Below are 23094 nucleotides of genomic sequence, written 5' to 3'. Positions count from 1 at the left end.
CACCATGAAAAACGCCGGGCATATGCCCGGCGTTTTTCATTGCAGTACAGCCATCAACCCCGGTTGCGTTTAGGCAACACGTCCTTGAGTTTGGCGTGCATGCTGCGCAGGGTTTTTTCGGTGCTTTCCCAGTCGATACAGGCATCGGTGATCGATACGCCGTATTGCAGTTCCGACAGGTCTTTGGGAATGGCCTGACAACCCCAGTTCAGGTGACTCTCAACCATCAGGCCGATGATCGACTCGTTGCCTTCCAGGATCTGGTTGGCGACGTTCTCCATGACCAGCGGTTGCAGGGCAGGGTCCTTGTTGGAGTTGGCATGGCTGCAATCGACCATGATGTTCGGGCGGATACCGGCCTTGTTCAGGGCCTGTTCGCAGAGCGCGACGCTGACCGAATCATAGTTCGGCTTGCCGTTGCCGCCGCGCAGTACCACGTGGCCGTAGGCATTGCCCTTGGTGGTCACGATGGACACGCCACCTTCCTGGTTGATACCCAGGAAGCGGTGCGGGCTGGAAACCGATTGCAGGGCGTTGATGGCAACGGTCAGGCCGCCATCGGTGCCGTTCTTGAAGCCTACGGCCGACGAAAGGCCGGAAGCCATTTCGCGGTGCGTCTGGGATTCGGTGGTGCGCGCGCCGATGGCCGACCAACTGATCAGATCCTGCAGGTATTGCGGAGAGATCGGGTCCAGCGCTTCGGTAGCGGTCGGCAGGCCCATTTCCGCCAGGTCCAGCAACAGCTGGCGACCAATGTGCAGGCCATCCTGGATCTTGAAGGAGTCATCCAGGTACGGGTCGTTGATCAGGCCTTTCCAGCCGACCGTGGTGCGTGGCTTCTCGAAGTACACGCGCATGACCAGGTACAGGGTGTCCGACAGCTCGGCTGCCAGGGTCTTGAGACGTTCGGCGTATTCCTTTGCTGCCTTCAGGTCGTGGATCGAGCATGGCCCGATCACGATGAACAGGCGATGATCCTTGCCGTCGAGAATGTTGCGGATCACTTCGCGGCCCTGGCTTACCGTGTGCAGGGCAGTGCCGGTAAGAGGGATATCGCGCTTGAGTTGATCCGGCGTGATCAGAGTCTCGTTGGACGCAACGTTGAGGTCGTCAATCGGTAAATCAGCCATCGTGTTACTCATCAGGTCACGGGTGCTGGCCGCCTGCTGTGTTTCTTGCGACGGTGTCCAGCATGGTTGAGCGTATCGGGGAGCCGAACCTTAGCGCGTTACCCCGTCCCTCGACAATGGGTAAACGTGGCTTTGGGCTGTCCGTGCTGTAATAAATGCAGTACTTCAAGCAAGGATAGCCGCCCGGTTCTGCGGCGAATTTGCAACCTGACTGCATGCGTCGGATAGTGTGTGCGAACAATCAGAGTTGCCATGAGGCAGACGATCTTGAGAGGGAAGATGATGACCCGTGATACGAGCAAACCGAGGATCGGTATTATCGGTACCGGTGCTATCGGTGGTTTTTATGGGCTGATGCTGGCGCGTGCCGGTTTTGACGTGCACTTCCTGTTGCGCAGTGAATTCAATGCAGTGGTCACTCATGGCCTGCAGGTGAACAGTGCCGTGCATGGCAACCTGAAGCTCGATCCGGTTCAGGCCTATTGCTCCGTTGCCGATATGCCGCCTTGTGACGTGTTGCTGGTGGGCACCAAAAGCACCAGTAATGCCGGGCTGGCACCTGTCATTGCACGGGCTGCGGCGCCGGGCGCAAAAGTCCTGCTCTTGCAGAATGGCCTGGGAGTCGAAGATCAGTTGCGGCTCCTGTTGCCCGATAGCCTGCATCTTCTGGGCGGCTTGTGTTTCATTTGCGTACACCGTGTCGAACCCGGCGTTGTGGCTCATCAGGCTTTTGGCGCCGTGAGTATCGGCTATCACAGCGGCCCGGCTGGCGATCAGGAAAGTCGTCAGGCTGCCGTCGAGGAATGCTCGACTCTGTTCCAGGTGGCAGGTGTCGAATCCCATGCGATGGCTGACCTGCAGCAGGCGCGCTGGCAGAAACTGGTGTGGAATGTGCCCTATAACGGGTTGTCCGCGCTGTTGCAGACCAGCACCACGCCGCTGATGGTCGACCCTTGCAGTCGTGAACTGATCAAGGGATTGATGGATGAAGTGGTGCAGGGCGCCGAGGCGTGTGGCTATATCCTGCCTGAAGGGTATGCTCATCACCTGTTCGAGATAACCGGCAAGATGCCCGATTACAAACCCAGCATGCACCACGACTTCATCGAAGGGCGGCCGCTGGAGCTGGAAGCCATCTACGCCAGGCCATTGGCTGCAGCGCTGGCCGCCGGCTATGACATGGCGCGGGTCCGGGTGCTTTATCAGGCTCTGGCGTTCATCGAACGGCGCAATAAATAGTGGTCAAGCGAGGAGGCGATCATGGCTGAGCGTGATGAGCAAAAACTGGTGCTGGCGATTTCGTCGCGAGCATTGTTCGATCTGCGCGAAAGCCATGCGGTGTATATGGCGGATGGGGTTGAAGCCTATCGCCAGTATCAGATCGACCATGAAGACGAGGTGCTGGAACCGGGCGACGCTTATCTGCTGGTGGAAAAGCTGCTGAGCCTCAACGCCAGCCTCAGCAAGGCGCGGGTCGAAGTCATCCTGGTTTCGCGTAACAGTGCCGACACCGGGTTGCGGGTTTTCAATTCCATCCAGCATTACGGGCTGGACATCACCCGTGCCGCATTTGTCGGCGGGCGCAGTCCTTATCCTTATCTGGCGGCGTTTGGTTGCCATCTGTTTCTTTCCACCCATGCCGAAGACGTGCGCAGCGCCCTGGATGCCGGATTTGCCGCAGCGACCATTCTCTCGGGTGGCGCACGTCGGGCGGCCAGTTCCGAGTTGCGAATCGCGTTCGACGGTGATGCGGTGCTGTTTTCCGACGAGTCCGAGCGTATCTACCAGACCGGCGGGCTGGCTGCCTTTCAGGCCAGTGAACGCGAGTCTGCCCGTGAACCTCTGCGCGGCGGCCCTTTCAAGCCGTTCCTGGCGGCCCTCAACCTGTTGCAGCGGGAGTTTCCCGAAGAAAGCTGCCCGATTCGCACGGCCCTGGTCACCGCCCGTTCCGCACCGGCCCATGAGCGGGTGATTCGCACCTTGCGCGAGTGGGATATCCGGCTTGATGAATCGCTGTTTCTGGGCGGTTTGCAGAAGTCGGCCTTTCTTGAAGCGTTCGCGGCAGATGTGTTCTTCGACGATCAGCCCGGCCACTGCGAGAAGGCTCGGGAGGTCGTAGCTACCGGCCATGTTCCTCATGGCATCAGCAATGAAGTCAAGCTCTGAAAGTGCAAGGCGCAATAAGCCGCCTTCGTAGTCTTTGTTGCGCTGCTAAGCTGAATCAATCTCCGCCATTCCGGTTGTTTGGGAGGTTATATGATTCGTTCGATCCTGTGTGCCACAGACCTCGGTCTGTATGCGCCCTATGTAGTGCAGCATGCGCTGGCGATGGCTCGAACTTTCAATGCCGGTCTCTATGTCATTCATGTTGTCGAACCCATGGGGCTGTTCGCCGAGTCGGTGTTGCAGAGTTACCTGGGCGAGGATGAGCTGAAGGATCTCCACGGCAAGGGCGTGAGTACATTCATGGATGGCATAGAGCAACGGATGCTCGACGGGTTTCGTGAAGAACTAGGTGAAGGTCATAAAGACCTGTCTTTCATCCGCGCAGTGAGGGTTGTCCAGGGTGAGCCTTGCAATATGATCCTTGAACAGACACGCGAGCTGGCAGTGGACTTGCTGGTGCTAGGTAGTCATAGCCATATGGCGAAAGAGGGCGCGCCGATCGGTCGTACGGCCGCCAGGGTTTTACAGCTTTCTGATGTACCGGTTTACATGGTGCCCATGATGCAGAACAGAGGACGGGGGCAGGAGTGATGGTGTAAATGATGGTTTAAGTGAAATCGAGCGTGCGATTACCTCTCAAAGGTGATAAAAAGTTCTAGCGTTCTCCACTCGACCATTAATCCAGTTATATACCGTCGCTGATACCCCTAGGGTTTATCTGCTTTGAGGGATACATATGAAGCTTCAACAATTGCGCTACATTTGGGAAGTGGCGCACCACGACCTCAACGTTTCCGCGACGGCACAGAGCCTTTATACCTCGCAGCCCGGCATCAGCAAGCAGATACGCTTGCTTGAAGACGAGCTGGGGGTGGAAGTTTTTGCCCGCAGCGGCAAGCACCTGACGCGAGTTACGCCAGCCGGTGAGCGCATTATCACCACCGCCGGCGAGATCCTGCGCAAGGTCGAAAGTATCAAGCAAATCGCCCAGGAATTCTCCAACGAGAAAAAGGGCACCTTGTCGATTGCAACCACCCACACCCAGGCGCGCTATGCATTGCCGCCTGTGATCAGTAATTTCATCAGGCAATACCCGGATGTTGCATTGCACATGCATCAGGGTTCACCCGTACAGATCGGAGAAATGGCGGCTGACGGGACCGTGGACTTCGCCATCGCCACCGAAGCACTCGAGCAGTTCGGTGACCTGGTCATGATGCCGTGCTATCGCTGGAACCGCTGTGTCGTGGTGCCTCAGGGCCATCCCCTGACCAAGGTGCCCAAGCTGACTCTGGAGCTGTTGGCCGAATACCCGATCGTGACGTATGTATTCGGGTTCACGGGACGTTCCAAGCTTGATGAAGCATTCAGCCATCGGGGCCTGGTGCCCAAGGTCGTCTTCACGGCTGCGGATGCGGACGTGATCAAGACCTATGTGCGGCTGAATCTGGGTGTCGGCATCGTTGCCAGGATGGCAGTGGATGAAGAACTGGACAGCGACCTGGTCATCCTTGATGCCAGCGACCTGTTCGAGTCCAGCATCACGAAGATTGCTTTCCGTCGTGGGACGTTCCTGCGTGGCTTCATGTGCGACTTTATCGAGAAGTTCGCTCCGCACCTGACTCGCGAAGTGATGGCCAAAGCGATTCAGTGCCATAACAAGCAGGAGCTTGAAGAACTGTTTGAAGGTGTTGAGCTGCCCGTGCATTGATGGGGTTTCACACCTTCGCGGATGAATTCGCTCCCACATGGTATGTATGTGGGGCGGATTCATCCGCGAAAACGGTCATCAACCCTTGGTGATCAGATTCCCGGCATGCAATCCGCACTCTTTCTGCGTTGCTTCTTCCCACCACCAGCGGCCTTCGCGTTCGTGCTGGTTCGGCAATACCGGGCGCGTGCAGGGTTCACAACCAATGCTGATGAAACCGCGCTCATGCAGGCTATTGTAAGGCAGCTCCAGCATGCGGATATAGCCCCAGATTTCTTCGCTGCTCATCTGTGCCAGTGGGTTGAACTTGTACAGCGTGCGCTCGGGTGTCGAAAAGGCGCTGTCCACTTCCAGGACGGCTACCGCGCTGCGGGTGCCCGGGCTCTGGTCACGACGCTGGCCGGTTGCCCAGGCCTTGACGCCTGACAGCTTGCGGCGCAGGGGCTCGATCTTGCGAATGCCGCAGCACTCGCCATGACCATCCTTGTAGAAGCTGAACAGGCCCTTTTCCCTGACGAAAGGCTCAAGCTTCTGCTGATCGGGAGAGATCAGTTCGATGGTGATACCGTAATGCTCGCGGACCTGCTCGATGAAGCGATAGGTCTCTGGATGCAGGCGTCCGGTATCCAGGCTGAATACCTTGACGTTCTTGTTCAGCTTCCAGGCCATGTCCACCAGCACCACATCCTCGGCACCGCTGAAGGAAATCCACAGCTCGTCACCGAAATGCGTGAAGGCCAGTTTCAGAATGTCCTGGGCAGACTTGTTGGCATACGTCGCGGCAAGTTCAGCGACGTCGAAAGGTTGGCTCATCAGGCGGCTTCCTAGGTACAAGAGTGGCGCTTAAGCGCTCGTGATGGCGGCAATGGTAACAAAAACCACCGGCCTGTGGCCTTGCGTTGAAACGACACCAGACCCTAGAGTGCCGCTTCGCTTGATCTCGAAATCCCTGGAGGAGTGTTCTGTGGAAATTGCCTGTCTCGACCTGGAAGGTGTACTGGTCCCGGAAATCTGGATTGCCTTTGCCGAGAAAACCGGTATCGAATCGCTGCGGGCGACCACCCGGGACATTCCTGACTATGACGTGCTGATGAAGCAGCGCCTGCGCATTCTCGATGAGCACGGCCTGAAGCTGTCGGATATTCAGGACGTGATCGCCACCCTCAAGCCGCTGGACGGGGCGGCCGAGTTCGTTGACTGGCTGCGCGAGCGCTTTCAGGTGGTGATTCTCTCGGACACCTTCTACGAGTTCTCTCAGCCGCTGATGCGCCAGTTGGGCTTCCCGACGTTGCTGTGTCATCGGTTGATCACCGACGAGACGGATCGTGTCGTCAGCTATCAGTTGCGCCAGAAAGATCCCAAGCGTCAGTCGGTACTGGCCTTCAAGAGTCTGTACTACCGCGTCATCGCCGCGGGTGATTCCTACAACGACACCACCATGCTGGGCGAGGCCGATGCAGGCATCCTGTTCCATGCGCCGGATAACGTCATCCGTGAATTCCCGCAGTTCCCGGCGGTGCATACCTTTGAAGACCTGAAAAAGGAATTCATCAAGGCCTCGAATCGGGATTTGTCGTTGTAGAATTCTTGAATAATGCCGATCAGTCAAGGTACAGACAAAACCTGTGGGAGGCAGCTTGCTGGCGAAAAGGCCTGTGAAACCGGCATATATTCTGCGTTTGTACGCTTAAGTCGCCAGCAAGCTGCCTCCCACAGTCCTCTGACAGACTTGCAACAGAGCCAATTCATTCGCGAACAAGGTTTTCCAGCGTCCTGAGCAACACCCGCACCTTGGTAAACGACTCCTGGTACTCCGACTCGCAGTCGGAGTCTGCGACGATTCCTCCGCCGCCCCAGCAGGAAACACTGCCGTCTTTGACCAGCAGGCTGCGGATGGCGATGGAACTGTCCATTTCACCCCGCACATCCATGTACATCAGCGAGCCGCAGTACAGGGCACGGCGTGTGGGTTCCAGTTCGTCGATGATCTGCATGGCACGGATTTTCGGAGCGCCGGTAATCGAGCCTCCCGGAAAACTGCCTGCGATCAGATCCAGGGCATCCTTGCCGACGGCCAGTTCGCCGGTCACGCTGCTGACCAGATGATGCACGTTCGGATAGCTTTCCAGGCTGAACAGCTCCGGGACTTTTACCGAACCGATGGTGCAACTGCGGCCCAGATCGTTACGCAACAAATCGACGATCATCAGGTTTTCGGCGCGGTCCTTGGGGCTGGCAAGCAGTTCCCGGGCATAGGCCGTATCTTCAACAGCGTCCCGGCCACGCGGGCGTGTCCCCTTGATCGGGCGGGTTTCGACCTGGCTTTCGCTGACCTTGACGAAGCGCTCCGGCGACAGGCTGAGAATCGCGCCGCCGTCGGGCAGCTGCATATAGCCCGAAAAGGGTGTAGGACATGCTGCCCGCAAGGCACAGTACGCGGCCCACGGCTCACCTTCGCAACGCGCCTGAAAACGCTGGGCAAAGTTAACCTGGTAGCAGTCGCCGGACTGGATGTAATCCTGAATGCGTGCCAGTGCCTTGCTGTAATCCAGTGCGCTCAGATCTGCCTGAAACGGACCTTCCAGCCGGAACTCGGGCGCAGCCGCCTCGACCGGCTGGCAGAAAAGCTCCAGCAAACGCTGTTGCTCTGCCTGCGGCAAGGCCGGGTGACAGACCAGTTGCGTGGTGCGCGCCTGATGGTCGCTGACCACCGCCCAGGCATACAGGCCCAGTCGGGCATCGGGCAGTTCCAGGTCGTCGATGGACTGCGCCGGCAGCGGCTCGAGACGGCGGCCGAAATCATAGGCCAGATAGCCGATCAAGCCGCCGACGAAAGGCAGCTCGCTTTCAGCAGGTAATTGCGCAGGGCCCAGAGCCTCGAGGCTGTCGCGCAACCGTTGCAGAAACGCTGTGCCGGACTCGCCCGGCTCGACCACCAGATCTTCCAGCGGCCATGCGCTGAGCAGGTCAAACCTGCCTCGATCCGCCTCGGGGCGGCCGCTGTCCAGCAAGACGGCGCCAGGCGCATGCCGAACCCTTTTGAAGTATTCGGCAGGGTCATATGAGTAACGTAAGGAATAGAGGGAGCAGGTTGACATTTGCAGCGTTCGGTCAGCGTGTGAGGTCCGCGATTGTAAGGCCCGGATGTCTCTATCTTCCAGTGCCTTGTTTCATGAATGAAACACTTGCCTGCTCTTTCACTCCTTTTTGAGTGTTTTTTCTATATGAATGCTGTCCGTAAAGTGGCTGTTTACTAATTAAGGCCGATTCTTCAAGGGGAGGTCTTATTGCTGTTTTCATGGTTTGGCAGAAAGTCTGTGGCGAATTGTTCATAAAAAAGTCGGCTTAGTCTGTAAGTGGATAAGTCAGGGTTTTATTATTTTTAATCAATTGGTTTTTTATCTCTTGTTTGACTTTTTTGCGTGGGAATTAGGCTACTTTCATATGGGAAACGTCCTACATGATTATCGGTTTTGTATTGTTATTCTTCGGCGCTGCTGATGAGGAGTGCTCTATTTTTCATCGCTTTATAAGTCCAGGGAATAAGTTATGTTTTTTTATAATCTATCGCCACTCACTCCTGTGAGTAGGTCGTTGCGGGTTTTAGGGTTTGCACCGTTGATGCTGGTGAGCAATCAAGTCTGGTCTGAAACCGTTGATGGTGTGACAAAAGATATAGACAGCACATATGTCAGGGATGAGTGGAGAGTCATCAATGGCGGTGTGCTTAATGCCAATGGCACCAGAACAGACTCCATAGAGGTGAGTGGTAATAGTACGTTGAATGTTACGGGTGCCCAGATCAGTGGCAGCGGTCTGTTTGGTGCTGCGGTTGATCTCAGGGAAAGTACAGGAAACCTCAGTGGTAGCAGTATCAGTGGAGGGGAAGCCGGTATACGGGCCACCCGATCAAATCTCACGCTGACCGGAAGTTCGGTGAGCGGAACAGAGATGGGGATAGACATTCTCGCGGGGAGCACGGTGGCGATCTCGGGGAGTCAGGTCAGCGGTACAGGTACCGATGGCGTGGGTATCCACATGTTCAATGGTACATTGCAGGTCAATGGCGGTTCGGTTATTTCCGGCACTGTAAATGGCATTCACGTTACCCAAAGCCCGCCAAGTGCCGGTGCGGGAAACCCTTATATCGAACTGGACAATAGTCAGGTGGTGGGGCAGACCGGTGCCGCGATAGTGGTCGATCCTCCCTTTGGAAGTCAGGACTCTACGCACATCGTTGTAAAGAATGGTTCAAGTCTGGTGGGGGGCAACGGCAATATTCTCGAAGTCAACGGTGCTACGGCCAGAATGGACGTGGCAGGTAGCACTCTGGAAGGGAATGTTCAGATCCGTGACAGCGCAAATCTGGATTTGAACCTGGACCAGAGCAGCCTTACTGGCGATGTGATAGCTGAGGCGGGCAGCACCGCAAATGTTGCACTCTCCAACAACTCTGTTCTTACTGGCCGTCTTGAGAACCTCAATAGTCTGGCGATCAATAGCGCTGCAAAGTGGGTGATGGTTGAAGATTCCTCGATCAGCAACCTCGCAATGAATGGCGGCTTTATCAAGATGGGTGAGCCCGATGCGTTCTACAGACTGTCGGTAGGCAATCTGTCTGGCAACGGCACTTTTGTCATGGATGCCGACTTCTCGCAGGGTAAAGTCGATTTTCTGGAGGTAACCGGTACTGCAACCGGCAATCACTCCTTGCTGGTTGGGGCTACAGGTGCCGACCCGCTGGCTGATTCCTCCCTCCATGTGGTGCATACAGCCAGTGGCGACGCGCAGTTTTCGTTGCTAAACGGTCCGGTAGATATGGGGACGTACACTTATGAACTTACCCAGCAAGGTGGAAACGACTGGTATCTGGTAAACACCGGCAAGGTCAGTTCCGGTACCAGCGCTGTGCTGGCGCTGTTCAATACAGCTCCTACTGTCTGGTATGGCGAACTGTCCACCTTGCGTAGCCGTATGGGCGAGTTGCGTTTCAAGGGCGTGCAGCCTGGTGGCTGGATCCGTGGTTATGGCAACAAATTCGACGCCAAGGCGGCATCCGGCGTCGGTTACCAGCAGACGCAGCAGGGTATTTCCTTTGGTGCCGATGCTCCGTTGCCGTGGGGAGACGGTCAGTGGCTGGTCGGTCTGCTAGGCGGTTACAGCAAGTCGGATCTGAACCTTGCCCGTGGGACGACCGGTCAGGTCAGCAGCTACTACGTCGGAGCCTATACAACCTGGCTGGATCAGAGCAGTGGTTATTACTTTGACGGCGTGCTCAAGTTCAACCGTTTTCGTAATGAAGCCGATGTCAGCATGAGCGATGGCTCCGAAACCAGAGGAGAGTACGACAACTCAGCTGTGGGGGCCTCGTTAGAGTTCGGCAAGCATATCAAGTTGGATGCTGGCTATTTTGTTGAGCCGTACACGCAGTTGGCAGGTGTGATGGTTCAAGGCAGGGATTATAGCCTTGACAACGGTATGCAGGCTGACGGTGATGTGACCCGCTCTCTGATCGGAAAACTGGGAGCTACTGCAGGCCGTGATTTCGATCTGGGCGCTGGTCGTATTGCCCAGCCCTATGTTCGTGCGGCTTATGTGCATGAGTTTTCCCAGGATAACGGTGTAAAGGTCAATAACAACGTGTTTAACAATGACCTTTCGGGTTCACGGGGTGAGCTGGGTGTCGGCGTTGCCGTCTCGATATCGGATCAACTACAACTGCATGCCGATTTTGATTACAGCAATGGCAGGAAACTTGAGCAGCCATGGGGGGCGAATATAGGGTTGCGTTATAACTGGTAGTTTTTACTGTGACTTTTGTAGGGGGCTGGTCAATCTTTCTGTCCGGCGGATAGTCCATTTTTATAAAAAGCACAATATAAAAAATGATAGGAGTCAACAGGAGCGATCTTATTCGCGAGGCGCCTGTGCATTTCAAGTAAGTGTGTCGCTTGCAATCATGTCATCGCGGATAAATCCGCTCCTGCTATATGCGCGTGGGAGAACTGTCAGTTCTGACAGTGTTCGTGTGTTCACGGAAGGTTTTTAATGGTGGGCGAGTAGCTGTGTATTCGCTACCTGAGGTTTTCAATTCCGGGTTGAAGGCGCTTGCTCATTTATTTACATCATGATCTCAAGGAGAGGGATATGTCGAATTCCGATAAAATCGAAGAAGGTATAAAAAAACGTAGTGAATACCTGCGTTCTTATAATCAAAGGGGGGGAGGAGAGCCCTCGCAGGACCTTGCACCGCTGGATCCTCCTTTGTTGGAGGGTATTCTTGACGGCTTGCCAGAAGGGTTACTGCCTGTTTCTATCCTGGTGGCAGATCTGGATGTAAAGATTCCTTTCTGGGGGACAGTAGTGCCAAACGGCAGTTATGCCGATGTCACGCTGGATATGTTCAACTCCGGGGCGGTTAGAATTTATAGAAAAATTTTACAATTCCAGGGACCGTTAGTCGATACGGATTTCCCTCTGGACCATCCTGTGCCCAATAGCGATATTCCTCATGAAGGCGTATTCACCCTTGAATATACTGTTCGGGAGAGTAATGGAAACATTAACAGTTCCGGCCCCCTTACCATCACTATCGACAGGACTGCGCCTTACGCCAATCCTGATCCTGAACTTGCGTTCCCTGCAGCATTGACAGTTCCCGACAGCGTGATTACCGATGATACGTTTGCGGGAGGCGTCACCGAGTTTGTCTGCACATTGCCTGAGTACCCCGGGATCAGTGATGAAGACACGATTGTGGTCTATTGGGAGCAGGGGTTGCCTCCTGATTCACCCGATGCGCCAAATCCTGTCTTCGGGCCGGACAAGCTCCCCGCGGACCGGAAGATTCCCATCCCCAAAGCGGCTATTGAAGCCAAGCCCAACGGTGCAACCTTTGCGGTCTACTGGCTGACAGACAAGGCCGGTAATGTGAGTGCCATTTCCAGGCCGACTCAGGTGGATGTGCAACTGGGGGCTCTGCCTGACAACTTGAAGGATCCGGAAGTCCCATTGGGGCCACTTGTAGATCTGGCCGATGCTCATCTGGGCGTCGAGGTGCTTATTCCTGCTTTCGACAACCCCAATGGGTCTGTCATCAAAGTGCAATGGGGAGGGACTGCCTTGGGGGATGTCACGCCTGGCTCGACTCCGCGTGATGTCTATGTACCTGTGCCCTGGAGTGTCTTGAATGCCGAATATACCGGAGGTCCCGGGGAGGAGGCTGTACGGGTCAGCTATCAAGTCACTCGTGGGTCGCTGAAATTCCCGGATACGCCGTTATACGTGGATGTGCAGGCTGATTTTTCGGTCATAGGACCCGTAAACCCTGATGAGCCTGATCCGGTCAATCCGACACTGGCTCTCGTTCACCTGACCGGTGCCGATGGTGACCAGGACAAGCTCACACCCAATGATGCTGGCAAGGACATAGTCGCTACTGTGCCTCTTTATGATCCAGTCAATAGTGGTGAGGTGTTGAAGTTGTATTGGGGGGCTCAGGAAGATGCTGTGGCTGAGTTCACTGTGGTAGCCGAGTCCGCCGGTGATCCGGTTGACTTCACTATCCCCTGGGCTGTCATTGAAGCTCAGGCCAACAATCCGGCATTGCCGATGTATTACACCATCAACAGCGCAGACGGTAACAACCCTCAGAAATCCTTGAATACGCCCGTTGAGGTAAATGTTCTGGTTACCGCTTTCGATCCTGTCAGCTTTCCCGATATCTACGAGGATGAAAATGGGAACAAGACACTTTCGTGCGCTTCTCTGTATTCCGAAGACTATGATGATCCAACCGCAAAATTCGGTTTCAGGGTGAAAGTTCCCGCGGATCGGGATTTGAACCCCGGCGATGTGGTGACAGCGGTATGGCAGGGTTATGAGTTTGACGGAAGCACGTCGATTCCCGCGACCCGATTTACCTATACACATACGCCGTTGACCCCGGAAGAGGTTAGTAACGGTTTCATATTTCTTGTTGAGCCTTACGCGGATCATATCTTGCCGATTCGGCAGGGGTATGCAGATGTGACCTACACCGTGACACCTGTGGGCGGCGGAACTCCTGTTCCGGCCGATCCGATGCCTGAGAAACAGTACGTGTCGGTTGTTCGTCCGGGAAATATTACATGTGAAGTGCCACCACCAAAACCTTGAGTCTTGAGGCTGGTCTGCTTGCCAGTTCATCGGCAAGCAGCCTGGCCTTTCAGACATTTTCTGGTGGGTAAAACAGGAGATATTCGATATGGACGTGACCGGTTTTCTGGCGCCTCTACCCATCCCGACAGTGCCTGAAGCGCTGCCGAATATTCCAGGTGGAGAAGACAATCTGTTACCGCGGGAGGCATGGCAGAAAGACCTGAAAATAACCTTTCCTTTATGGGGGGCAAGTGATCCTCGTCCAGGGTTGACTGAAAGGGTTGACTTGAAGTGGGATGGCCGGAAAGTTGCCGAGAAATCCTTCAGTACCCCCATCACGGATCCGGACAGTCTGTTTGCACATATTCCGGTAGCCGAGTTGAGTGAGGGTGTGCATCGCTTGTTTTACGAAGTCTATCTTGCGGACGGCAACTATAACTACTCCGATGCCATTGACATCAACATCGACAAAACCCCTCCGATTCTGGCCGGCAATAAAGACCCTCTGGTTTTTCTGCCTGACCTTATTGGTAACAAGGTGACGGCCCGTTATCTTGAAACTCACGGCAATATGCTTCCCGCTACTGTTCCTGACTATATAACGCGCAGGCCTGGTGACGTCATCAGTTGGTACTGGGAGCAGGTGCCAGTCGGTTCCTTGCTGGCGGGTGATAAAACCCTGAGTCAGGACGATATGAGCCTGCAGATCGAGATCGACGGTGACTTTATTGTTGCCAGTGGCGATGGTGAGCGATATGCGACCTATGAGGTCCAGGACCGGGCCGGCAACCTGAGTGTGTTGTCTCGTGCGGTGATGCTGACTGTCGATGCCCAGCCGGTGCCCTTACTGATGCCCTCGGTCAAGAGCTCGGTGCCATCGGGTGGCGGCAAGGGAACACTGGACCCGCTGTTGGTGACGGAAGGGGCGGTGGTCGTGGTCCCGGCGGAAATCGATCTGCAACCCACTGATCTGGTGACGGTCTACTGGGGCGGAGCAGCCCCTGATGCCAGCCATGAAACCACAGTCCCGACCGAACCGGGGGGGCGTGAATATCTCATACCGGCCCGTGCAGTGCCTGGCAATATCGGGTCAGGCCGGGAAGTCGAGGTGTATTACACCGTCAAGCCGCAGAGTGGCAATACCCAGACTTCGGCTACCTATTTTCTGACCATCCTGGCCATTTCCGAATTCCGGTTTCCCAAACCTCAGTGTGATCAGGCAAGCGGCACCCCGGCGACACTTCGTCTTTCCGCAGTACCGGGTGGGGCGGATTTCTCCATCACACCATGGGCGTTCATGGCAGTCGGGCAGAAGATGCATATGTGGGCTGAAGGGGTGGACAAGAATACGGGAGCCGATCTGTACTTCGATCTGTTCAAGGACCGACAGGTCACGGCAGGTGAACTCAGCTCTGGAGTCCATGCGTTGCTGGCTCGCTCGTTTCTTGAGCAACTGAAACTCAATGCCGTTTTTTGGGTAGATATCGAAGTTAGCTTTGATGGCGGGTTGTCGTATCTGGGGTTCAGGCGGCAGGATTTGACGTTGGTGGTTTGAGTCTATAAATGCCGCTCCGGGTTCGCCGGAGCGGCTTTTTCGTTGTTAAATACTTAGTCGCCTGACATTTTTCAGTAGGGCTCTCACGTTTCCTGGCTTATAGGTCTTGCCTGAGAGTGATGCATCGCCTTTTGTTCTATTTATCCACTCAATAAACTCGGCCGGCCTTTGTTCCGGGTCTGGGAGGGGACTCCTTGACGTTTTCGCTGGCAAAGGTGTACTGCTTGGGGCTTTCGATATCGAAGGCGTTGGGGGAGTTACTTCAGGCAGCGAAATGCCAGGCTCGGGTGGAGGCGGTGGTGCATTACTCAAGGTTGGGGGGCGTACCGTATTAGCTAGTTCGGTGCGGGGGATTAGGATTAGGTCTGTTTGTGTTGAGGTATTTTCAGTGAACGTGCCTGTTCTTGTTATAGAGCTAGCAGTGTTGGAATCCGGTATATATCTGTTGCCCTGGAATATCATTCTTGGTTGGCGGTAAGTAGTAGGAATTATGGCTTCAGCGGCATGTCGCGGGATAATATTATTTGCGTCATCAACGTTGGATATACCTGAAGTTGTGTGATTCAACCACTTCGACGTCCCCGTAGCTACCGTAGCCAACCCTGCCAGCAGCGAAACAATCCCCAGCGCCGTACTCACCCACCCCAGCACTTTCTTGGCCTGCAGGTCAGGTGTGTAAATACCGATACTGCCGGTAATCACTGCCGCAACGCCTGCTGTCTGCGCGACTGCGGACAGGCCGAACTGCAAGGTCAGCATCGGAGCAACCAGCCCGCCGGTCGCTACAGTGCCGATGATGCCCAGCACCAGCCCTGCAATGTTCAACCCCAGAAACAGGCCGCGGGACATATGCCCGGTCGGGTCGACAAAGCCGATCGGGTCACCCAGGCAGTAGACATACGGATTGAGCCCGCCAGCACCGAACGGGCTGAGGCTGTCGGGGCTGTGGAAACGCATCAGGGTCGGATTGTAGGCGCGATAGCCGCGTCCCAGCAGATACCAGCCGCTGACTTCATCGCGCACTTCGCCATTGAAGCCCAACAGGTTGCGCAGGTCTTCTTCGCTGCTGCGCCCTCCGTAAGCGCTGTACACCGCAGTGCGCAGGTCGGACTTCTGGCTTTCTCCGATAACGCTCTGCTTGGCATCTGTCATGAGCAGCAGAGGAGGTGAATCGTCACCCTGTGTCTGCTGCCCCAAAGGTTGATCGCCGCCATACAGATAACTGGTGATTATGTTGTCCTGCAGGATGCTGCTCAAGCGCTGGTCCTTATAGAAGCGAAGTGTCTCGCTCCGGCCTGAGGGTGTGACACCGACCAGCTGGTTATGGGCGTCATAACGGTATTGCACCGCCGTCGAGCCATCCGTCGCTGTCACACTCAGCAGTCGGCTCTGGGTATCATATGTCAGCTGCTGCGCGTTTTCGTCATGCAGTAGATTGCCGTTGGCGTCGTAATCCAGGGTGATACTGGCCGGGTAGGCCGGATGAGTGTGGGTGATGCCCACCAGTTGCGTCGGATCATCGTCGGCAAAACCGAACGCTGCTTCATCGGTGCTGCCATCATCGAAGACGCTGTGCAGTGCGATGATGTTGTCCAGCGCATCGAACTCGAAATGCTGTTCGCTGATCCCGTGGCCATAAGCGTCCTGCGGCAGTGTCGCACCAGAGCAGTCATGCAGGACAAGGCGACCTCGTTCGTCGTAATCGAATGTTTCATCGAGCAATGAGCGGTCTTGAGTTTTCAGATGCCTGGAGATCAGCTTGCCATCCTTGCGCCAGGTCTGGGTAATGATGCGAGTGTCGTGTCCGCTCAGTTCAAGGGTTCGTTCTGTTTCCTGGCCCTGATCGTTGTACTGCAAGCCGGTCTGCAATGTAGTGCCGCTGCCTGAGTCGGTGGTGAGGATGTTTTGCACCCGGCCCAGGCTGGACCAGGTGAATTCTGCCTGCAATTGCCCCTGTTTTACGGACCTGATACGGCCTTGGTCATCGTAGTCGTACAAAGTGGTCAGGCCGCCGGGTTCCTGCCTGCTCAGAGCCCGTCCGCCGAACGACGCTGTATGGCGGGTCTCCCACGTCACACCTTCTTCAACCCGACGCTCGGCTGTCAATTGCCCGTTCAGGTTGTAATCGAACTCGGTGCGACTAAGGCTGTTTTGCGAACTCAGCAATTCAGCCGTCTTGAAATCATAAGTGAAATCAGTCTGTTCATCTTCGGCAATGATCCGTATGGGCTGCTCGGTCAGTCCCAGGCTGTAATGGTACTTCATGGAGTGGTTGCCGGCGGTCATGCTTTCATCCACCTGCATCTGCCCGCCCTTGTATGTGAAAGTGGTGATGCGGGGACCTGTCTTGAGCTGTGTCGCGCGGTCCAGGCCGTCAAAATGCTGCTCGCCCAGCAGGATCGACTCAGGGGCTTTATCTGCCTTGGCGTGAAGGCTGGTCGGCAAGGAGTTACTGCTGTGCGGTGCATAACCCTTTTCAACAAAGGTCTGGTCGGGGAGGGTGGTTCCGACGAGGCGTGACCAGGCATCGTAAGTGAAGCCTGTACTCTGCCCGAGGGCGTTCACTTTCTGTATGCAGCGTCCCAGACCGTCATACACATAATCGATCTGGCCCACGAGGTTGCCGCCAGCATCCAGTGTCCGGGCCCATTCGGGCTTGCCGAAGCGGTTGCTTCTGGTTTCGATCTGGTTGTTGATCAGCGGTGCTGTGTCGTTGCTTTGCACCCAGCTTATTGTGGTCTGACGTATCGGATCGGTTTCAGCGAACTGCCAAACGTCATCAGGGCCTTTGACGCTGCGCTGCTCGCCCCAGTCATCGTACTCATAGGTGCTGGTCAACGGCAGCTCACGCAGTTGCGGCTCGGGCTCATCTTCCACGTCCACCATCCACCAGTCACTTTCGGTGTCTTCGACCAACAGCCCGCGCGTGTCATACCGCGCACTGTAAGTCTGGACGTACTCGGTGGGGTGGTTTTCATCAGCCCCCTGACGCAGCTCCTTCACCACCCGGTTCATGCCATCGAGCAAGGTGCGGGTCTTGATGCCCTTGACGTTGGTGGCTTCCTGCTCGGCCTGCTGACCGTCCACGGCACTGAGCACATAGGCATAACGGCGCGTGGCTTCGTACGCGGTGCCCGGCGCGGCGGTTTCCTCGATGACCCGGCCCAGGGGGTCGTAGCGGTAGGCAACCTCCACGTCGTTGTCGTCACGGTTGAGCAGCGGCTGGCTGTTGAGCAGCGAGTGTTGCAGGGTGTAGGTCTTGCGCACAGTATCGAAATTTGTGCTCAGGCTGATCTCGGTGTGCTGCACGGTTTCCCCGGCGCGGGCGTTGCGGGTTCTCTGGTAGGTGTAGTCGGTGATCGTCGACAGGCCATTGAGGGTCTGGGTTTCCTGCAACTTGCGCCCGTGCAGATAACGGTCGGCGGGCTGGTCGATGTAGGTGAACGCAGTATGTTGCAGCTCGATTTCGTCGATGCCTTTTACCTGCAGCAGGCGCTCGTCGGTCACGGCCAGCCAGTCAGGTGTGGTACCGCCCACCCCGGTTTGCAGCGCGTAGCGATACGCCGTGCGCAATACTGGCGCTTCGCCGGGCGCGCCGGGGACGGGCGTGACGGTGGAGTCCTGCAGGTTGCGCACGAACCCCTGAGGGTCGGCCGGACAACCATCACCGCCAGTGGCCGGGTAATAGCGCCGGGTTTCCAGGGTGCCGTCGGGATTTTCCTGGGTCAGCAGGTTGCCGAAGACATCGAAGGTGGTGCGGGTGGTTTCCTCATGGGTCTGGCTGGAGGCGCTGGGGTGGTACCAGATTTTCAGCACGGTGTCGGGCAACTGGCACTGGGCCGGTTGCTGGGCGAAAGGCACACCGGGCAGGCTGTGATAGGTGGTGCGGGTGGTGAGGACATTGTCGTTCTGGGTGACGGTTTCCTCGGTCAGCAGGTGAAAGTTGTTGAAGGTCCGCACCGTGGAGCGCAGCGCCTTGCCCTCGACCCAGAGCATTTCCGTACTGGTGTAGGTGTAGCGCGGGTCGGCCTGATAGAGGTTGTCCAGCCCGTCGTCGTCCCAGATCAGGCCGATGGCGTTGAAGCCCAGAAAGTTGGTGTTGGAGTATTGATAGTGAACCTCGACTGGCGGCTGGCCGAAGCCAGGTCGCTGTTCATGCCGGGACACGCGGGGCAGTGACGGATAAAGGTTCTGCGGAAACTCATGGCCTTGAGCATCGTAGGTGATGAGTTCATGGCCACCGAGCGGGGTGCGCAGCTCCTTGAGGCACAGGTAATCGTTGATCGGTTCATAAACAAAGCGCCAGCCGGCCTGATTGTCGGTGGGCAGGATTACCCGGGTGACTTCACCGTTGTCGAGCCACAGCGTGAAGCTGGCCAGGGGTGCACCGCCGCTGCCCTGGCCGGGATGCAGTTCGAGGTTGATCTGGGCACTGCTGCGGGTGATCTGAAGCAGGGTGCCATAGTCGTCGCTGACGCTTTGCAGTACGCTTTCACCGGCGTAGGTGCCGTAGATCAGGTTCAGGTGATGGCCTTCTGCCGAGTGGATGTCGGTCACCCAGGCCAGGGTGTCGTCACCATGCAGGGTGAGGGTTTCCACCAGCCCGGACTTGTGCACCACGCGGTAGCGGCCATCGACCAGGGAGAAGTGGAAGCTGTCGATCTTGCGTTCGGGTACGGTGAGCTGGCCACCGGCTTCTTCAATGCGAAAGGTTTCGCCGGTGGACAGCGAGAGAATGCGCGAGACGGTGTCATAGTTCGACAGACGCAGACTCCAGCCTTTTCCGAAGCCGATATCGGCGGGGCTCATGGGGCTGAAGCCCAGGGTGAGCGGTACGACAGGGCCGCACAAATGGTTGGCCTTGAGTTCGGGCAGGGTAATGGCGCAGGTGTACTGCCCGGTGCGCGGATCGACACCGGCCTGAACGGCGCTCAGGAAGTTGAAAGCGTTGGAATGGACGGTAGGAGTGGCCATGGAGATTTCTCCAGAGGCCCGATAAGCCATGAGTTCATCGGGCCTTCCATAAGTTGCAAATAGAGAGCGTCAGTTAGTGGCAACAATGGCCAATTCATTACGGTCGGTAGGCGAGTTGAACTGCACGGTGATCATGTGCGGGTTACCGTATTCATCAATGAGTTTCAGCTTCATGGGCTGGTCAAAGTCGCTGTCGTTATCGAACGTAAAATCCGAGCGTCGGTGCAGTGTGATAAGTATCGCGCCTTCGGGTGCTTCCTTGCCGGGGGCAACATCAAGGCTTGGGCGTACCTCAGGTGCAATGCTTTGCATCAGTAACGGCTCGAACCGAAGTGTCTTGCTGCGCGGAGGCGCATACCCGGTATAGCTGCCCATCTGTTCCGCATACTGCCGGCTTTCCCATTGCGTCATACTGGCGGGGCCATCAAATTCAACGGAGACGAACTTTATATTTTCGACAGATTGCTTAAATCTCAAGGTGTAGTAGTCAACGGTGTTGAGTGCATAATCATTGTCCTCCTCGCCTTCTACCCTGATCCGAGTGAACTCATAGTTATCGGTCGCATAGTTTGGCGGAAGACGTGGTGTAACCTTGAGAATGTTGTTTTTTTCTTCTGAGCCGCCGTTATCCGTCGAGTAAAATTCAATCTGATCGGCCCGGGTCAAGGCAACGGCGATTCTGAGAGGCGTCGAACTGCGGCTCTGGATGTAGAGGTATTTTCCGCTGCCATCCAGATCCTGTGGTTCATAAGCCTGTGTGGGGTCAACGGGATAATACAGATAACGGTTTTTGGACTCGTTCACGCCCCATTTCCGATTTTCGGGCGCATCGACGGGGACGCCATTTTCACCGACATAGGGCAAATCGTCGCCTGAATCCGCAACAACCAGACGCATGCTGTTCAACTCGGATGGTGTCAGTGAAACTTCGGCGCCGTCACTTTCAACCTTGACCGCGACCCGAACTTTGACCTGTTGCTGCCCATTGGCGAACAGCACGGAGGATCCTGAGTTCTCCTTGATCGTGAAGTCCGATAGGCGCACCCACTGAGCACGCGGTGCTATTTCGGATAAATGTACGACCCCATATCCCGATTGAGTACCAATGCCGTCGTGATAGCTGCCTTGAACGACGGTATAAGGCTGGGTAATCACATCCGGAGCCTTGAAATTGCCCAGCGTATCAATGCTGCCTTGCCCCAGGGCCACGCTCCACTGCACATCGCGGGTTTCAGCCGGAACTCCGGATATGGACATATGTAAAGAAGCTGACGGCGCAAGGCCGGGATGAAACGCCGGTTTGACATCCATGGGCAGGACACCGTTGATCAACAGTACTGTCCCGGGGCATCGAGCCTGGGTAACACTGTCTATCGCCTCGACGGTCACCGGAAGGAACTTGCCTGAAGGCAACGTAGTGGGTGGGACGTAGGTTGCTTCATAACCGTTGCCGGTCAGGGTCCCCTGACCTGTTGACAGGGGGGCCCAGGTCACCGGATGCCCGCCAAGGGTCGAAACCTTGAATGTGACATTGCGTGGAGCACGCAGATCGATGGCATGCAGGGCCGGGGTCATTGCCATGGAGCTGGAAACTACGATCACCAGCGCAGACGCTGTACGTGTCTCCTGGGTCAGGGGATCCGTGTAAGTGGCGGTTACCACATTGCGGGTTGTCTTGTCTTCGAGCAGTCCCAGTGCTGGAGCGGTATACGATCCTCCGGTACTGATGGTGCCCAGGGAGCGTGACCCGTCGATATCACGGACACTCCAGGTGATATTGGCTGCACGGGCCCGATAGCGCAGCTCGATGATTTCAAACTGCAGCGTGTCGCCGGCTTTGACGGTGGTGTAAAGCGGATCGAGGCTGAACGATGTCAGGGCCGGATCGATTTCGCCGAACATTGTCAGGTCGCCGGGCAGATGCGCTTCCTTGAGGATCAGAGCGTTGTGTTCCGGGAATAACAGATGGTTGATGGCGAAGAAGTTTATTTCGGGAATGTCGATGGTTTTGAAAAGGTTGAGCATGTTTTCCAGGGCTTTTCCCAATTCAGCATTGGCCTTTTCGATAAGGGGTTCAGGATCGAAAAAGCTATAGTGGACATTGAGTGAGTGGGCTGAATTAGATTCGTTCGAGCGTTCAAAATGTAGGGAGTTGGTAGCAGGGTCCAATACGCTGTCAAATATTATGTTGAGGCTGTAATTAAAATCTACAACGGTATCGTAATGGTTATCCCACCATCCTGAAACATCATCCCAGCGATGAAAAGATTCAGTTAAACTGTCACTCCACTTAATGGCTAATCTTAAGTCGGGTGTTATGTATACCGACATTTTATCAATAAAAGTGAATGAAAGATCTTCGTTTATAAGGTGGGAGGTATCATAGTCTTCGTAGACGACATCAATTCTGCCAACAGAGTACTTGCCTGCGACAGCCTCCAGGCTGTAGTTTGGGTAATTGTCCCTTACTTCAAAATTAAGGCCGCGGCCTACAAAGTTTTTGATATAAGGCATTACAAACCAATGAATGACAGCCTGCCGTGAAATAAGCAGCGACCCCGAATACATCGAGCGGTCTTCTCCCGGAACCTTGTCATCCGGAATCAGATATGGAAACTCGCTTTCGTCTGCAGGCAGCGTTCCGTCATGGAAATTGTTTCTGGTGCGAACGAATAGCACCACGGCACCATCGCCATAACTGTCCGACCTGAGGTTTTTTCCCTCCGGGGCCGCCTGGGTCAGGATATAGAAGTCCCGGGGAGCCAGCAGATCGTCCTCATCGAAATCCAGTAATCCCAGTGAATACACCTGTAGCTGGGCCGGTAATTCATCGAAGCGGGCCTTGAAGAAATCCCCGATCAATGTAGGGCCGACGCCCTGATCGATCAGGTTGGTGGTGAAGCCGACAGCCGTCGATATATCCAGAATGACTTCTGAATTCTTGTTGATACCTCCCACCACTTTTCTCAGCTCAATATTGGCCTCCAGTTGATAGCCGTGCTGCTCTGAAATATTGAAACTGGAAAGTGCCCGTGCCGGAGAGCCGGGTGCATTGCTGTAATGAGTGACCGTGCCGGCCACAATATCCATATGCAGGCGCGCTCTGGAGTCACGCATCGAGGCATTTTCAAAAGAGAGACGGGGAGCACTGAGAATGATCCCGCTCAGTTGAAGGGTTTCTGCCCCTTCCAGTTGCACATCGCCACGGATCGCCGGCAGGAAACTGTCGGTGCTGAAGCGTGATATATGCTGTTGCGCCAGCAGATGATTGACCTTGGTACGGTTGTAGGAAACTACCGCTCCCCAGCCATGGGTATTGGTTCTGCCTTTGAGTTTCTGTAATAGCGAATCCTTTGAGTTGGCCATTTCACACCTCGACAATTCCATGTGTAAGACCGCCGCCGCCATGCAGTGGCCTT

The 23094-nt window shown here is 55.7% G+C and carries 13 protein-coding genes; 8 read left to right on the top strand and 5 right to left on the bottom strand.

What is annotated here, in order from left to right; genetic code table 11:
• Positions 1–53: 53 nt before the first annotated feature.
• On the bottom strand, positions 54–1130 hold the full coding sequence (locus KQP88_RS14275) for a 3-deoxy-7-phosphoheptulonate synthase (RefSeq protein WP_025260580.1): 1077 nt from the start codon (positions 1128–1130) through the stop codon (positions 54–56).
• 282 nt (positions 1131–1412) lie between these two features.
• On the opposite strand from KQP88_RS14275, the gene KQP88_RS14270 reads away from it, so the two are divergent.
• The 4 genes from KQP88_RS14270 (at position 1413) to cysB (ending at position 5007) form a co-directional block, all read left to right on the top strand.
• Positions 1413–2369: a putative 2-dehydropantoate 2-reductase gene (locus tag KQP88_RS14270; RefSeq protein ID WP_216703412.1), complete on the top strand. Its 957-nt coding sequence runs from the start codon at positions 1413–1415 to the stop codon at positions 2367–2369.
• Between the two features lie 21 nt (positions 2370–2390).
• Positions 2391–3296, top strand: coding sequence for a 5'-nucleotidase (locus KQP88_RS14265; protein ID WP_216703411.1), 906 nt, complete (start codon positions 2391–2393; stop codon positions 3294–3296).
• 90 nt (positions 3297–3386) lie between these two features.
• Complete coding sequence (locus KQP88_RS14260) at positions 3387–3887, top strand: universal stress protein (protein WP_216703410.1); 501 nt, start codon at positions 3387–3389, stop codon at positions 3885–3887.
• A 145-nt stretch (positions 3888–4032) separates the two neighbouring features.
• Entirely contained in the window at positions 4033–5007 is a 975-nt protein-coding gene (cysB, locus tag KQP88_RS14255) for an HTH-type transcriptional regulator CysB (RefSeq protein WP_025260576.1), read from the top strand.
• Positions 5008–5085: 78 nt separating this feature from the next.
• Here cysB and KQP88_RS14250 read toward each other — a convergent pair whose 3' ends face one another.
• Complete coding sequence (locus KQP88_RS14250) at positions 5086–5820, bottom strand: phosphoadenylyl-sulfate reductase (RefSeq protein WP_216703409.1); 735 nt, start codon at positions 5818–5820, stop codon at positions 5086–5088.
• A gap of 151 nt (positions 5821–5971) precedes the next feature.
• Between KQP88_RS14250 and thrH the strand changes: the two genes are divergently transcribed.
• On the top strand, positions 5972–6589 hold the full coding sequence (gene thrH / locus KQP88_RS14245; protein ID WP_198725141.1) for a bifunctional phosphoserine phosphatase/homoserine phosphotransferase ThrH: 618 nt from the start codon (positions 5972–5974) through the stop codon (positions 6587–6589).
• A 163-nt stretch (positions 6590–6752) separates the two neighbouring features.
• Here thrH and pabB read toward each other — a convergent pair whose 3' ends face one another.
• Positions 6753–8105, bottom strand: coding sequence for an aminodeoxychorismate synthase component I (gene pabB, locus KQP88_RS14240; protein WP_216703408.1), 1353 nt, complete (start codon positions 8103–8105; stop codon positions 6753–6755).
• 523 nt (positions 8106–8628) lie between these two features.
• Between pabB and KQP88_RS14235 the strand changes: the two genes are divergently transcribed.
• The 3 genes from KQP88_RS14235 to KQP88_RS14225 all read left to right on the top strand — a co-directional run bounded on the left by KQP88_RS14235 (position 8629) and on the right by KQP88_RS14225 (position 14701).
• Positions 8629–10809 (top strand): autotransporter outer membrane beta-barrel domain-containing protein, encoded by a 2181-nt coding sequence (locus KQP88_RS14235; RefSeq protein ID WP_407681806.1) that lies wholly within the window; start codon positions 8629–8631, stop codon positions 10807–10809.
• A 345-nt stretch (positions 10810–11154) separates the two neighbouring features.
• Positions 11155–13164 carry a hypothetical protein gene (locus KQP88_RS14230; protein ID WP_216703406.1) on the top strand — a complete coding sequence of 670 codons (2010 nt, stop codon included), beginning with the start codon at positions 11155–11157 and terminating at the stop codon, positions 13162–13164.
• A gap of 88 nt (positions 13165–13252) precedes the next feature.
• Entirely contained in the window at positions 13253–14701 is a 1449-nt protein-coding gene (locus KQP88_RS14225) for a hypothetical protein (protein WP_216703405.1), read from the top strand.
• A gap of 45 nt (positions 14702–14746) precedes the next feature.
• Here the strand turns inward: KQP88_RS14225 and KQP88_RS14220 are convergent, their stop codons facing one another.
• Positions 14747–19675: an RHS repeat-associated core domain-containing protein gene (locus tag KQP88_RS14220; protein ID WP_216703404.1), complete on the bottom strand. Its 4929-nt coding sequence runs from the start codon at positions 19673–19675 to the stop codon at positions 14747–14749.
• A gap of 69 nt (positions 19676–19744) precedes the next feature.
• The gene (locus KQP88_RS14215; RefSeq protein WP_216703403.1) at positions 19745–23041 is read right to left on the bottom strand and encodes a hypothetical protein; all 3297 of its coding nucleotides are present in this window, start codon (positions 23039–23041) and stop codon (positions 19745–19747) included.
• Between the last annotated feature and the right edge of the window lie 53 nt (positions 23042–23094).

This window comes from Pseudomonas lijiangensis (assembly GCF_018968705.1).
GTDB classification, from domain to species: Bacteria; Pseudomonadota; Gammaproteobacteria; order Pseudomonadales; family Pseudomonadaceae; genus Aquipseudomonas; species Aquipseudomonas lijiangensis.
This window is presented reverse-complemented; position numbering and strand designations above follow the sequence as displayed.

What these genes read in the sequence shown, in the direction of transcription:
- cysB (WP_025260576.1), top strand. Translation starts at nt 4,033, where the DNA reads ATGAAGCTTCAACAATTGCGCTACATTTGGGAAGTGGCGCACCACGAC.
- KQP88_RS14215 (WP_216703403.1), bottom strand. Translation starts at nt 23,041, where the DNA reads ATGGCCAACTCAAAGGATTCGCTATTACAGAAACTCAAAGGCAGAACC.
- KQP88_RS14260 (WP_216703410.1), top strand. Translation starts at nt 3,387, where the DNA reads ATGATTCGTTCGATCCTGTGTGCCACAGACCTCGGTCTGTATGCGCCC.
- KQP88_RS14230 (WP_216703406.1), top strand. Translation starts at nt 11,155, where the DNA reads ATGTCGAATTCCGATAAAATCGAAGAAGGTATAAAAAAACGTAGTGAA.
- KQP88_RS14270 (WP_216703412.1), top strand. Translation starts at nt 1,413, where the DNA reads ATGACCCGTGATACGAGCAAACCGAGGATCGGTATTATCGGTACCGGT.
- pabB (WP_216703408.1), bottom strand. Translation starts at nt 8,105, where the DNA reads ATGTCAACCTGCTCCCTCTATTCCTTACGTTACTCATATGACCCTGCC.
- KQP88_RS14235 (WP_407681806.1), top strand. Translation starts at nt 8,629, where the DNA reads ATGCTGGTGAGCAATCAAGTCTGGTCTGAAACCGTTGATGGTGTGACA.
- KQP88_RS14250 (WP_216703409.1), bottom strand. Translation starts at nt 5,820, where the DNA reads ATGAGCCAACCTTTCGACGTCGCTGAACTTGCCGCGACGTATGCCAAC.
- KQP88_RS14275 (WP_025260580.1), bottom strand. Translation starts at nt 1,130, where the DNA reads ATGGCTGATTTACCGATTGACGACCTCAACGTTGCGTCCAACGAGACT.
- KQP88_RS14265 (WP_216703411.1), top strand. Translation starts at nt 2,391, where the DNA reads ATGGCTGAGCGTGATGAGCAAAAACTGGTGCTGGCGATTTCGTCGCGA.
- KQP88_RS14225 (WP_216703405.1), top strand. Translation starts at nt 13,253, where the DNA reads ATGGACGTGACCGGTTTTCTGGCGCCTCTACCCATCCCGACAGTGCCT.
- KQP88_RS14220 (WP_216703404.1), bottom strand. Translation starts at nt 19,675, where the DNA reads ATGGCCACTCCTACCGTCCATTCCAACGCTTTCAACTTCCTGAGCGCC.